Origin of the sequence: Massilia varians, assembly GCF_027923905.1 — a bacterium.
GTDB classification, from domain to species: Bacteria; Pseudomonadota; Gammaproteobacteria; order Burkholderiales; family Burkholderiaceae_D; genus Telluria; species Telluria varians_B.
The window spans coordinates 4,039,373-4,051,775 of the sequence record NZ_AP026966.1; the positions used below are offsets into that span (position 1 = coordinate 4,039,373).

Here is a 12,403-nt window from a genome sequence, read left to right on the forward strand (position 1 = left end):
TCGTGTTGTCCGTGGGCCGCCTGATGGGTGAACCAGTGCGCAACAGCTCAAAATTATCATGTTGCAACTATATCCGTTCGGACTGCCATCGCCTACCGATCTGCGATGAACTGCAAGAATCGCGTCCTGGAGCGGCGTATGCACGGATGGCTGGTCAAGTCTGGCGATCAAAAAAGATTACTTATTGACATGCCATTGCGCTAAGATGCAGCGCATGGCGGCCCTGCCGTCAGTACAGATCCTTTTCGTATTTTTTCGAGGTCAACCAATGCGCATGCGCCAATTACCAGTATTGCTGGCCGGGCTCACGTTCTCGCTGTCGGCATTCGCCGCCTCCGCGGACCAGTGGACCCTGCCGATCGCCGTCAAGAAGCTCGACAACGGCCTGACGGTCATCGTCACCGAAGACCGCAGCTCGCCCACCGTGGGCGTATCGGTCGTCTATAAAGTGGGCATGCGCCTGGAGCCGAAGAACCGCACCGGTTTCGCCCACCTGTTCGAACACCTGATGTTCCAGGGCACGCCGAATGCCAAGAAGGGCGTGTTCGACACCACCATCACCGCCGGCGGCGGGCGCAACAACGGTTCGACCCGCGCCGACTATACCAACTACATCGAGACCGCCCCGCGCTCGGCGCTGGAACCGATCCTGTGGCTGGAAGCGGACCGCATGAAGACGCTCGACTTCAACCCGGCCACGCTGAAGAACCAGCAGGACGTGGTGAAGGAAGAGATTCGCGTGAACGTGAAGAACCAGCCTTACGGCGGCTTCATGTGGATCGACATCGGCCAGCATGCCTTCCAGAAGTGGGAAAACAACCATGACGGCTACGGCAGCTTCGAGGACCTCGAGAACGCCAGCCTGGACGACGTGCGCGCCTTCCACCGCGACTACTACGGCCCCAACAACGCCGTGATCGCGATCGCCGGCGACATCACGCCAAGCCAGGGCTTCGCGCTGGCCGAGAAGTACTTCGGCAAGATCCCGGCCCGCCCCACCCCGAAGCCGACCGATTTCAGCGAAGGCCTGAACACCCAGGAGAAGCGCCTGGTGCAGAGCGACCCCCTGGCCCAGGTGCCGGCGATCGCCGCGGCCTGGAAGATGCCGCCGCGCGGCCACCGCGACCAGGCCGCCATGGCCGTGCTGGGCGAACTGCTGGCCGGCGGCGACGCCTCGCTGTTCTACCAGGGCCTGGTGAAGGGCCGCGAGATCGCGCTCAACGTCGACTCCCTGTTCGGCCTGACCGGTCCGTTCGAATACGACGGCCCGACCCTCCTGACCGTGTTCGCCCTGTACAAGCCGAACAGCAGCGCCGACGCCATGCTCAAGGCGATCGACGAGGAACTCGCCAAGGTCGCGCAGGACGGCGTGGACGCCGCCACACTCAAGCGCGTCAAGACCCGCATGCTGGCCAACTGGAACAACCAGCTGGAAAGCTTCATCAACCGCGCCGACATGATGGCCAAGATGCAGGTGATGTGGGGCGACGCCAACGTGGTCAACAAGGTCCCGGGCCTGATCGAAGGCGTGACGTCGGAAGACATCCAGCGCGCGGTGCGCACCTACATGGTGCCGACCAACCGTACCGTCATCGACCGCAAGCCGGCCGCGATGCTCGCCGCACCTGCCGCCGCATCCGCCACCCCCGCTGCCGCTGCCGCACCGGCCGGCGCTAACAAATAAGGAGCGCATCGATGAAAAAACTGATGCTCGCATTCGCCGTCTCGGTCGCCTTTGCGCCGATGGCCGCCTATTCCGCAAGCTCCGCGCCCGCCGCGGACAACCTGCCGATGCCGGCCTATGGCAAGGACAACCCGATCCCGGTGCCGAAGATCACCAAGAAAACCTTGGCCAACGGCCTGACCGTCTGGGTCGTGCCGCGCAAGGGCCTGCCGCGCGTGGACTACGTGCTGGCGGTCCGCGGCGCCGGCTTCGCGGCCGACGCGCCGCAGTCCCCGGCCTTCGCCACCATGCTGGCCGGCCTGCTCAACGAAGGCACCGCCAAGCGCGATTCGCGCGCGATCGCCGAAGCGGCCCAGGGCATGGGCGGCGAGGTCGGCGCCAGCGCCACCTCGGACGGCATCGTGGTGTCGGCCAATGCGCTGGTCTCGCAGGCCGCGCCGATGATGCAGCTGCTGGCCGAAGTGGCGCGTACCCCGTCCTTCCCGGAAAGCGAAGTGGCGCTGGCCAAGGCCAATGCGTTGCAAGCGCTGCGCGTATCCGAGACCCAGCCGGGCTTCCGCGCCGAGCGCGCCATCAGCCGCGCGGTCTATGGCGACCATCCGTACTCGCGCACCACCCCGACGGTGGAAGCCATCAACGCGGTGACCCAGGACATGCTGCGCACCGAACACGCCAGGCGCCTGCGCCCGGACCACGCCCTGCTCGTGATCACCGGCCCGGTCAAGGAAGCCGACGCGATCAAGCTGGCGGAACAGGCCTTCGGCTCTTGGCGTGCGAGTGGCCCGGCCCTGCCGGAGACCGCCGCCGCCCCGGCCAACGCCAAGCCGGCGCGCATCCTGCTGAACCGCGACAAGAGCGTGCAGTCGGCCGTGCGCCTGGGCAGCCCGGGAATCGCGGCGAGCGCGCAGGACCAAATCCCGCTGCGCCTGGCGAGCACCATCCTGGGCGGCGGCTTCTCGAGCCGCGTCAACATCAATCTGCGCGAGGAAAGGGGCTATACCTACGGCGCCTCGGCCGGCGCGCGCATGAACCGCGCGGGCGGCGCGATCGTCGGCGGCGCCGACGTGCGCAACGAAGTGACCGGCGCGGCGCTGAACGAGTTCTTCTCCGAGTACAAGCGCATCGGCACCGAGCTGGTGCCGGCCAAGGAAATGGAGATGAACAAGCGCTACGTGGCGGGCGGCTACATGATCAGCAACCAGCTGCAGCGCGCGGTCGCCGCGACCCTGGCGCAGAACTGGCTGGTCGGCCTGCCGGCCGAGTTCCTGGGCGAGTACGTGCCGCGCATCCAGAAGGTCACGCCGGAACAGGTGCGCGACGTGGCCAGGAAGTACTTCAATCCTGAGAACCAGTCGATCGTGGTGGTGGGCGATCCGAAGGCGGTGGGCGAGCAGCTCAAGGCCTTCGGGGAGTTCACGGTGACCGACAAGTGATGCGGCCCGTGTGCTGATGTGGAAAGCCCCGCCGATGCGGTAATGCCGTTCAGTTAAGACTGAACGGCATTTTTCTTTTGGGGTGTTGTAAACGGTAGCTGAGGCTGTTAACCTGCGTCACCATGTTTGATGACGCGCTCCATTTCCTCGTGCAAGCCCAGGAAGACCCTGACTGGGCCCGTCTGGGACAGCACTTACCTCACGAGTGGATCGAGCAAGCGGTTGCATACACTGGCAAAGCGAGCATTCGACAGCGTCGCTTACCGGCCGAGCAGGTAGTGTGGCTCGTCGTTGCCTTGGCGCTGTACCGTCATCAGTCCATCAGTGAAGTGGTCGATGACCTGGACCTTGCGTTGCCGGACGCGCAGGCGCCTTTCGTGAGCAAGAGCGCGGTAGCGCAGGCACGGCAGCGTCTTGGTGCCGAGCCACTTCGGGCGTTATTCGAGATCTCAGCAAAAGCATGGTCGGAGCAGGATCGCAAGCAGTACCTGTTCAAGGGACTGAGCCTGTTCGCGATGGACGGCACGACATTGAAGACTGCCGACACGGTTGAACACCGCGAGCATTTCGGCGAGCAGGTGTATCCCAGTGGTCGGATCTCCAGCTATCCGCAAGTGCGTGGCGTGACCTTGACCGCGGTGCCGACCCACTTGATCCGTGATGCGAAATTTGGTCCTTATGGAATCAACGAAATGCTCTATGCCAAAGAGCTGCTTGCATCGATTCCAGATGATTCCCTTACCGCCTTCGACAAAGGGTTCCTGTCGGCCGAGATTCTATGCGGCCTGACCATGGGCGGGACCAACAGACACTTCATCATCCCAGCCAAGGCCAACACCAAGTGGGAAGTCGTCGGCGGCACACCTGACGATGCCGTCATTGAAATGCGCGTATCGCCCCAGGCGCGCAAGAAGTGCTCCGACTTGCCTGAGACATGGCGCGTGCGCGCCATCACGATCATCGACCAGAGTGCACGCAAGCACGTACTGCTTACCTCATTGTTCGACACCAAGCGTTACACAGCCAAGGACATCGCCGCTTGCTATACCCAGCGCTGGCGGATCGAAACAAGCTATCGCGAGCTCAAGCAAACAATGATGGGCATGGCGCTAACCCTGCGTAGCCGTACCGTGGAAGGCGTCTATCAGGAAATCTGGGGAACCCTGACCGCTTACAACCTGATCCGGCTGGAGATGTCCAAGGCGGCACTGGAGGTGAAATGCGAGCCGACAGAGATCAGTTTCATCCGTGCCTTCCACGTCATCCAGTACGAACTGCATTGGGCAGCGGTGACCCGGTCATACGGCAAGTTGCCCGCTCTGATGCAGCGCCTGCGTCAACGCCTGGTGATGCTCTTGAATGAAGAACGGCCCGGTCGAAAACTCGACCGGGCCGTGAAGGCCTTACCTCATCGTTACACCGTTCGTGTCCTGAAGAAGGACCTTAACTGAACGGCATTACCGCCGATGCGGGGCTTTTTTTCAATCTCCAGCCAACTTCATCAACACTAGCCCCGACACGATCAGGACCGCCGCCACCACACGCATGGTGTTGACCTGCTCCCCGAGCAGCGCGATCCCGACGACGAAGGCTCCCACCGCACCGATCCCGGTCCAGATGGTATAGGCGGTCCCAAGGGGAATGCTGCGCATTGCCCAGGACAGCAGCAGGAAACTGGCGATGCTGCCGACCAGGGTGATGATGCTGGGCCAGAGCCGGGTGAAGCCATGCGACTGCTTCATGGCCACCGCCCACACCACTTCGAACAGTCCCGCCAACAACAACATGAACCAAGCCATTCGGCCATCCTTTCAAAAAGCCGGGCCGGCCCGGGGTTTGTTCTCACAACGGCGCAGGCCGCTACTTCAAAGGGCGGTATTTTACCCCTTCAGCGCGCGCTCCAGGTCCGGCAACTCGGCCGGCTTGACCAGGTGGGCGTCGAAGCCCGCCTCTATCGCGCGCCGGCGGTCTTCCGGCGAGCCGTAGCCGGTGTGCGCCACCAGGCGGATATCGGCCAGCTGCGGGTTCTTCTTGATGCGGCGCGCCACTTCATAGCCGTCCATGCCCGGCAGGCCGATGTCGAGCACGATCACCTGCGGCTTGTGGCGCAGCGCCAGCGCCTCGATCTCGGTGGCGTCCGAGGTGGTGCAGGTCTCGTAGCCCATCTCGGCCAGCAGGAAACCCATCATCTCCATCGCGTCGACGTTGTCGTCCACCAGCAGCACGCGCATGCCGCTGCCGCCCTGCTTCGAGGCCTCGGCATGGTCCGGGCTGGCCGCGTCCGCGCTGCCCCGCAGCAGCGGCAAGTCGACCGTGAAGGTGCTGCCCAGGCCGATGCCAGGGCTCTGGGCCAACAGGCGCCCGCCATGCAGCTCGATCAGGTGCGATACCAGGGAAAGGCCGATGCCCAGGCCTTCCGGCGCGCGGTCCGGCGGCACGTCCACCTGGGCGAACATGCCGAAGATGCGCGGCAGGTTGTCTTCGGCGACGCCGATCCCGTTGTCGCGCACCGCGATCTGCACCCGCTCCTGGTCGAGCAGCGCAACACGCACCGACAGCTCGCCGCCCTTGGGCGTGAACTTGGCGGCATTGTGCAGCAGGTTGCCGACCGACTGGGCCAGGCGCACCGGGTCGCCCATCACCCACACCTGCTGTTGCGGCAGCTGCACGTCCAGGTGGTGGCCGCGCGCCGCGATCAGCGGGCCGGCGGTCTCGATCGCCTGGGCCACCACGGCCCCCAGATCCACCTCTTCGGTGCGCAGCACGATCTTGCCTTCGGAAATGCGGGCGACGTCGAGCAGGTCGTCCACCAGGTGGGCCAGGTGGTCGACCTGGCGCGTGATGACTTCACGCGCGCGCGCCTGGCGCTCGGTATTGCCGTCGCTGTTCGCGCCCAGCAGCGCGGCCGCGTTGCGGATCGGGCTGAGCGGGTTGCGCAGCTCGTGGGCCAGCGTGGCCAGGAACTGGTTCTTGTTGCGATCGGCCGCGCGCAGCAGCGCTTCCATCTCCTTGCGCGCGGTAATGTCGCTGGTCACGCGCGCCACCCGGTACACTTCGCCGCGCGCATTGCGGACCGCAAACAGCCGGTCGCGCACCCACTGTGTGCGCCCGTCCGGTCCGAAGATGCGGAACTCGTCGTCGTAGTGCGGCGCCTGCTGCAGCTGGCGCCAGCGCTGCGCGATGCGCTCGCGGTCCTCCGGATGCACGGCGTCCAGCCAGCTTTCGGGCCGCTGGCGCAGCGCGTCCAGGCTGCCGCCCCAGATGTCCGAATACGCCGGGCTGACGTACTCCAGGTCGCCTTCCGGCACGGCGAACATCCAGAACACGTCGTCGATGTTGTCGGTGATCTGGCGGAAACGCTCTTCGCTGTCGCGCAGCTGGACCTGGGTCTGGCGCATGCGCAGCAGCGCGTTCACGTTGGCAATCAGCTCGTCGGCCTCGATCGGCGCCGCCAGGTAGTTGTCGGCGCCCCCTTCCAGCCCGCGGATCTTGTCGGCGCGGCCGGTCAGTGCCGCCGATGTCTGCAGCACCAGCACCATGGCGCTCTCGGGGTTTGCCTTGATGCGGCGGCAGACTTCGATGCCGTTGATGTCCGGGAGCTTCACGTCGAGCAGTACCAGCGCCGGGTTCATGCGCTTGACGATCTCCAGCGCATCGGTGCCGTTGGTCGCCTCCACTACCTCGAAACCCGCTCCCTGCAGGATGCGGTTCTTGGCGTAGCGGGCGCCGTCGTTGTCGTCAACGTTGAGGATCAGGGTGGAGTTGGCTTTCATGTTTCGGTTCCATCGTGGCTGGGCTGCGGAAAGTGCCGCGGCAAGGTCAGCGTAAAGGTCGAGCCTTCGCCTTCCGTGCTCCGCACGTCGACGCGCCCGTGCAGCAGTTCGGCCAGCTTGCGGCACAGCGGCAGGCCGAGGCCCGTGCCCTTGCTGCGGCGCTGGAGCGGATGCTCGATCTGGCTGAACTCTTCGAAAATCAGTTGCAGGTTTTCCGGGCTGATGCCGATTCCGGTATCGAGCACCGCGAACGCGATTGTATCGGCCTGCGCATCGTGGGTGGCCGAGACGCGCACCGCGCCGCGCTCGGTGAACTTGAGCGCATTCGAAATGAAATTACGCAGGATCTGGGAGATCTTGCCTTCGTCCGAATCGAAGGCGTCCGTGAAGTCGGAAGGCTCGAAGATCAGTTCCACCCGGCCTTCATCGACCAGCGGCCGCATCATGCCCTTCAATGCGCGGAACAGGTTGTCGACCACCACCGGCGCCAGCTGGACCTCGACCTTGCCGGCCTCGATCTTGGCCAGGTCGAGCAGGTCGTTGACCAGCTCCGACAGGTCGTTGGCGGCCTTGGCGATGAACTGCACCTGGCGCTCCTGCTCCGTGGTCAGGTCGCCGTCCATGCGGTCCAGCAGCAGCTGCGCCAGGGCGCGGATCGAGGACAGCGGGGTGCGCAGTTCGTGGCTGGTATTCGACAGGAAGCGCGACTTCATCTCGTCGGCGCGGCGCAGCCGCTCGGCCTTGTCCTCGATTTCGGCGTACAGCGCGACGATGCCGCGGTTGGTGTCCTCCAGTTCGCGCGTCAACGATAGCAAGTCTTCCTGGCGCTCGCGCAGCTCGGCCAGGGTGCCGAGCAGCTCGTGGTTCTGCAGCTGCAGTTCCTGCAGCGTGTTCGAGACCGGGCTGCCGGCCAGGCGGTTGCTGATCTCGGCCAGGCGCGCGCTTTCGACGATGGCCTGCGGCGGCAGCGCCTTGCGCATGGTGACCGCGGTGACCACGCCCTGTTCCGGCTCGACCTCGCAGGAATCCATGAGGCGGTGCGCGCTGATCACGGCCAGTTCCGGCAGCGTGCGGCTGAAGCCCTGGCCGCTTCCGGGCGCCGTCGGGGCGCGCCGTTCGCCGGAGCCCGGGTAGATGACGACTTCCAGGTACTGGCGTCCCAGGTTGCGACCCAGCAGGAAGGCGGCGCGCCCGCCCGAGCCCAGGTGGCAGGCGGCGCGCGCGATCTCGGACACCGCGGTGGCCACGCGCACCTGGTCCTGCTGCGAAAAGCCGAGCAGTTCCGACACCTGGCGCGCGCGCTGGCGCACCACGACCACGTCCTGGTCGCTGTCCAGGGCGACGTTGAGGATACGGTGCTGGCTCATCGTTCAACTCCCCAGCCTGCGCACGACCAACACCATGGCATCGTCGCGGCGGCGGATGAAATCGCGCATCAGGATGGCCGCGACCAGCGCCGGGCTGCGCCCGGCCAGGCCGGGATACTTGTCCAGGTCCCACTGGGTCTGAATGCCGTCCGAGTGCATGATGCACAGCGCCCCCTTCGGGAAAGGCAGCGCGAATTCCTGCACCTTGCGCATATTGTGGCCGACGATCCCGTTGTGCGACACCAACGCGCGCCGGCTGCCGTCGATCACGCAACCGCCGATGTTGCCCACGCCGGCGAAGCGCAGCTCGCTCGCATCGAAGTCGATGCGGGCGGTCGCCAGCGCCGCGCCGCGCGTCGGGCGCAGCGCGTCGTGGGCGGCGTGCATCAACTCCCCGGCCTGGCCTCCCTTGCGGGCGTCGAGGACGCGAATCGCCGCCGCGGCGGCGCGCGCCGCCTCCGGCCCGTGGCCCAGGCCGTCGACCGCAAGCATGGACGCGCCGCGGCTGTCGCAGCGTACGCCCCAGCCGTCGCCGCACTCCTCTTCGCCGGCCATCGGCGTCCACAGCGCGCCGATCTCGACGCCGCACGGCTCGGGCGCCGGCACGTCGCGCCAGATGCGCATGAAGAAGGCGGAACCCTGACCCTGCTGGGTGTAGGCATCGAACTCGTCGGCCAGGCGACTGAGCGCGCCCAGCCCGGTGCCGGCCGTTCCCGTGGTGGACACGCCGTCAATCAGGCTGGCATCCAGGTCGGGGATGCCGGGTCCCTTGTCGATGGCGAGCACGTCGACGCCCACGCCGGCGCTTGATTGCGCCGGCCCGACGTGGATCTCGCCCTCGCCCGCATGCTTGAGGATGTTGGTGGCGGCTTCGGTGATGATCAGCGCCAGCTGGCCGGCGCGGGTCTCGTTGAAACCGAGCGCATCGGCCAGCTTCTGGCCGCTGCGCCGCACCGCCGCCACATCGCTCGCATGGTTGATCGCGAAGACTTCGTGTTGCGTGAGTGAACTGATCAGCGCTTCCATTTCACCACCAGCACGGCAGTGCCCTCTCCAGGACGGCTTTCGATGTCGAATTCATCCGCGAGGCGCTTGGAGCCGCCCAGGCCGAGGCCGAGGCCGCCGCCGGTGGTGAAGCCGTCGCGCAGCGCGGTTTCGATGTCCGGGATGCCGGGACCGGCATCGACGAACAGCAGGCCGATGCCCTTGCGGATGCCGTCGACCAGGCTGTCGAGGTGGACTTCGCCGCCCCCGCCATACTTGATCGTGTTACGTGCCAGCTCGCTCGCGGCCGTGACCAGCTTGGTCTGGTCGACCAGGGACAAGGCGATGGCCACCGCCCGCTCGCGCACCTGCTTGCGCAGGCCTACAACGTCCTCGTCCGACTGCAGGCGCAGGGTCACGCGTGCGGTGCGATGCTGGCGGTGGCGATCCAGCAGCGCGGTATCGAACAGGACTGCGTCGGTTTGCGCGCCGTTCATTATTTATAGCTCTTTCCCAGCAAGGCCATGCCCTTCTCGACGTTCAGGGCGGTCTTGACGCCGTGCAGCGTCAGGCCCAGCTCGACGAGGGTGATCGCCACCGCCGGCTGCATGCCGACGACCACGGTACGGGCATCGAGCACGCGCGCCATGGCGGCGGTATTGCTGATCATGCGGCCGATGAAGGAATCGACCAGGTCGAGCGCCGAGATGTCGATCAGGACGCCCTTGGCGCCGTCGCTCACGATGCGTTCGGTGAGATCGTCCTGCAGCTGCATGGCGAGGCGGTCGTGCATGTCGACCTGGATCGTGACGAGCAACAGGTCGCCCATGCGCAGGATAGGAATGCGTTCCATATGCTTGTCCTATGCTTGCGCGTTACGCCTTGGCGACGACCGAGGTGCCGGTGCGCTCGAGCGCGACCAGGAAGGCGTCGGCCAGGGTGGCCTTGGTGATCACGTCTTCCAGGTTCACGCCGAGGTGCACGATGGTCTGGGCGATCTGCGGGCGGATGCCGCTGATGATGCAGTCGGCGCCCATCAGGCGGGCGGCAGCGATGGTCTTCATCAGGTGCTGGGCCACCAGGGTGTCGACGGTCGGCACGCCGGTGATGTCGATGATGGCGATGATCGCGCCGGTGTCGACGATCTTCTGCAGGATGTTTTCCATCACCACCTGGGTGCGGGCCGAATCCAGGGTGCCGATCAGCGGCAGCGCCAGGATGCCGTTCCACAGCTTGACGACCGGGGTCGAGAGCTCGAGCAGTTCCTGCTGCTGGCGCACGATGATCTGGTCCTTGGTCTTCTGGAACACCTCGATGGTGAACAGGCCGAGCTTGTCGAGCAGGGTGCTGATGGTCCAGGAGGCCGCGGCCAGCCCGTCGGCGTCGCCGGCGAAGGCGGTGCGCAGCTGGGTGAACAGCGGCTGCTTCAGCGAGAAGACGAAGGTGGCGGTCTCGCTCGGGGTCGAGCCCGACTTGGCGCGGGTCGCCGAGATCTCGGCCATCAGGTCGCGCACCTCGTCCCACGAGCGGTGCTCGATGTTGTCCAGTTCGCCGCCGCGGGTAGCGGCAGCGAACGCGGCCAGGAACTGCTGGCAATGGCTGCGCAACTGCTCTTTCGAGCTTGCCGTACCGCGCACGGTCAGTGCTTCCAGCTGTGCAATCCACTCCGCGCCGATGTCGGCCTGGTGTTCCTGGATGAGCTGGCTGATGCGGGCGGCGTAATCCTTCGTGGTCATCTTGTTCGTTTCCTAGTTTTGATGGTGGAAGTCAGGTGCGCTGCGCGGAACACGGGCGTGCGTACCCATCGTTACAGAAATAAACAACTATAACACTTATTGCATTATGGTTACGGCCCGCTTGTGTCGTGCGCGCTACCTGAATTCAACAAAAAACCGCCGAGCTGGGGCAACGGCGGTTCGTATAGAAGTCGCCCTCTATTTTTGTTGAGCGCGGCCGGGATGCGGGGTGTGCCTAGGCGGCCGGACGGAGCTGGACGTCGATGACCCGGCCGGTGATCCGGTCGATCCGGAACACCAGCATCTGCTCCCTGCCGGGGCTGCCGTTCGCGGCACGCTGGGCCACCAGGTAGGCCGGATCCTCGTAGTCGGCGTAGGTCGTGGGCTCGCCCAGCCAGAGCTTGATCTCGACGACCGACATCCCTTCCGGATGGTGGCGGTCCAGGAAGGAGGTCATCATGCAGCCGCGTCCGAAACGGTCGGCCTGCGCCCAGCGCTCGCGGTCGAAATCGCAGGAGCCCCATTCGAAGGCCAGGACGACGGCGGTATTGCCGCCGCAGGCGTGCAGGGACAGCGACAGGAGGATCAGGGAAATGAGCTTGCGCATGTTCCGTCCGGAAGGTAGGCCACCAACTTGGGATTCTCGGAGCATGCTGACGACGCTTCTTGTGCCGCCTCAAATCGGAGTGCATTGCCGATAGAAACCACCCGCCTCGTGCGCTGCGGGTACAAGGGGCGCGCCTGCAAGCGCCCGCGGCCTTGTGGGCCCACAACGATAGGGGGCTCGTCCTTGGCTACATTGGGCGGATAAGGCACTGACCGATCAATCCGTTCAAAGGACAACGATGCGGCGTTTCTACATCACGCTCGGCGCGCCCACCAGCGTCGACGGCAAGGTCATCTCTGCGAACCACCTGGACACGATCAACGGCGTCCCGATGGCGCTCGAAGGCGACAAGTGCTGGTGTCCGGCATGCGATGCCGAGGGGACCATCGTGCTCGACGGTCCCCGGCTGAGCGAAACCTTCGAAGGCCGCGAGTTCGCGCTCAGCGATGACCTGTGCGCCTGCCAATGCGACCCGCCGCCGCGCCTGCTGGCCGCCCAGACCTTCGCCTACCAGGAGTTCGACGGCGACTGGCATGCAGCCCAGGCCGGCGCGGCGGCGCTGGCCGCCGCCAAGCTCAACGCGTCCGCAGGCGGCGCACCGCCTTCGGACGGCATTCCGTTCGTGCTGCTGGATCCTCGCACGCAGGAGCCTTACGCCCACCGCCCCTATCGTCTTCGGCTGCGCAATGGCGTGATCGAAGGCACGACCAACGCGAGCGGCGCCACACGGCCACTGAGCGCGGCGGAACGCGCCGCGGTGCTCGCGTGGTCGGTCGAAGGCGGTATCGGCTGATCGCTGGCCCGACACTGCGGCGACGG

General features: G+C 65.7%; 12 protein-coding genes. 4 read left to right on the top strand and 8 right to left on the bottom strand.

Features of this window, described 5'->3' with window-relative positions; all coding sequences use genetic code 11:
* Nucleotides 1-274 precede the first annotated feature (274 nt).
* From MasN3_RS18210 to MasN3_RS18220, 3 genes are all read left to right on the top strand, one after another.
* Nucleotides 275-1,684 (top strand): M16 family metallopeptidase, encoded by a 1,410-nt coding sequence (locus MasN3_RS18210; protein WP_281909085.1) that lies wholly within the window; start codon nt 275-277, stop codon nt 1,682-1,684.
* An 11-nt stretch (nt 1,685-1,695) separates the two neighbouring features.
* Nucleotides 1,696-3,117: a M16 family metallopeptidase gene (locus MasN3_RS18215; protein ID WP_281909088.1), complete on the top strand. Its 1,422-nt coding sequence runs from the start codon at nt 1,696-1,698 to the stop codon at nt 3,115-3,117.
* Between the two features lie 122 nt (nt 3,118-3,239).
* Entirely contained in the window at nt 3,240-4,568 is a 1,329-nt protein-coding gene (locus tag MasN3_RS18220) for an IS4 family transposase (RefSeq protein ID WP_281909090.1), read from the top strand.
* A 30-nt stretch (nt 4,569-4,598) separates the two neighbouring features.
* Here the strand turns inward: MasN3_RS18220 and sugE are convergent, their stop codons facing one another.
* The 8 genes from sugE to MasN3_RS18260 all read right to left on the bottom strand — a co-directional run bounded on the left by sugE (nt 4,599) and on the right by MasN3_RS18260 (nt 11,584).
* Nucleotides 4,599-4,916, bottom strand: a complete 318-nt coding sequence (sugE, locus tag MasN3_RS18225) for a quaternary ammonium compound efflux SMR transporter SugE (protein WP_281909091.1) — start codon at nt 4,914-4,916, stop codon at nt 4,599-4,601.
* An 81-nt stretch (nt 4,917-4,997) separates the two neighbouring features.
* Nucleotides 4,998-6,890 (bottom strand): ATP-binding response regulator, encoded by a 1,893-nt coding sequence (locus MasN3_RS18230; protein WP_281909093.1) that lies wholly within the window; start codon nt 6,888-6,890, stop codon nt 4,998-5,000.
* Nucleotides 6,887-8,257, bottom strand: a complete 1,371-nt coding sequence (locus MasN3_RS18235; protein WP_281909095.1) for an ATP-binding protein — start codon at nt 8,255-8,257, stop codon at nt 6,887-6,889. The genes MasN3_RS18230 and MasN3_RS18235 overlap by 4 nt, the downstream gene beginning before the upstream one ends.
* A 3-nt stretch (nt 8,258-8,260) precedes the next feature.
* Nucleotides 8,261-9,283, bottom strand: a complete 1,023-nt coding sequence (locus MasN3_RS18240) for an ATP-binding protein (protein WP_281909097.1) — start codon at nt 9,281-9,283, stop codon at nt 8,261-8,263.
* A complete protein-coding gene (locus MasN3_RS18245; RefSeq protein WP_281909098.1) occupies nt 9,271-9,738 on the bottom strand; it encodes an anti-sigma regulatory factor in 468 nt (155 codons plus the stop codon). The genes MasN3_RS18240 and MasN3_RS18245 overlap by 13 nt, the downstream gene beginning before the upstream one ends.
* A complete protein-coding gene (locus MasN3_RS18250; protein ID WP_027867697.1) occupies nt 9,738-10,094 on the bottom strand; it encodes an STAS domain-containing protein in 357 nt (118 codons plus the stop codon). Before MasN3_RS18250 ends, MasN3_RS18245 begins: the two co-directional genes overlap by 1 nt.
* Before the next feature lie 22 nt (nt 10,095-10,116).
* Nucleotides 10,117-10,977 (bottom strand): STAS domain-containing protein, encoded by an 861-nt coding sequence (locus MasN3_RS18255; protein WP_281909104.1) that lies wholly within the window; start codon nt 10,975-10,977, stop codon nt 10,117-10,119.
* 235 nt (nt 10,978-11,212) lie between these two features.
* Nucleotides 11,213-11,584, bottom strand: a complete 372-nt coding sequence (locus MasN3_RS18260) for a hypothetical protein (RefSeq protein WP_281909105.1) — start codon at nt 11,582-11,584, stop codon at nt 11,213-11,215.
* 238 nt (nt 11,585-11,822) lie between these two features.
* Between MasN3_RS18260 and MasN3_RS18265 the strand changes: the two genes are divergently transcribed.
* A complete protein-coding gene (locus MasN3_RS18265; protein WP_281909106.1) occupies nt 11,823-12,377 on the top strand; it encodes a PAAR domain-containing protein in 555 nt (184 codons plus the stop codon).
* Nucleotides 12,378-12,403 lie beyond the last annotated feature (26 nt).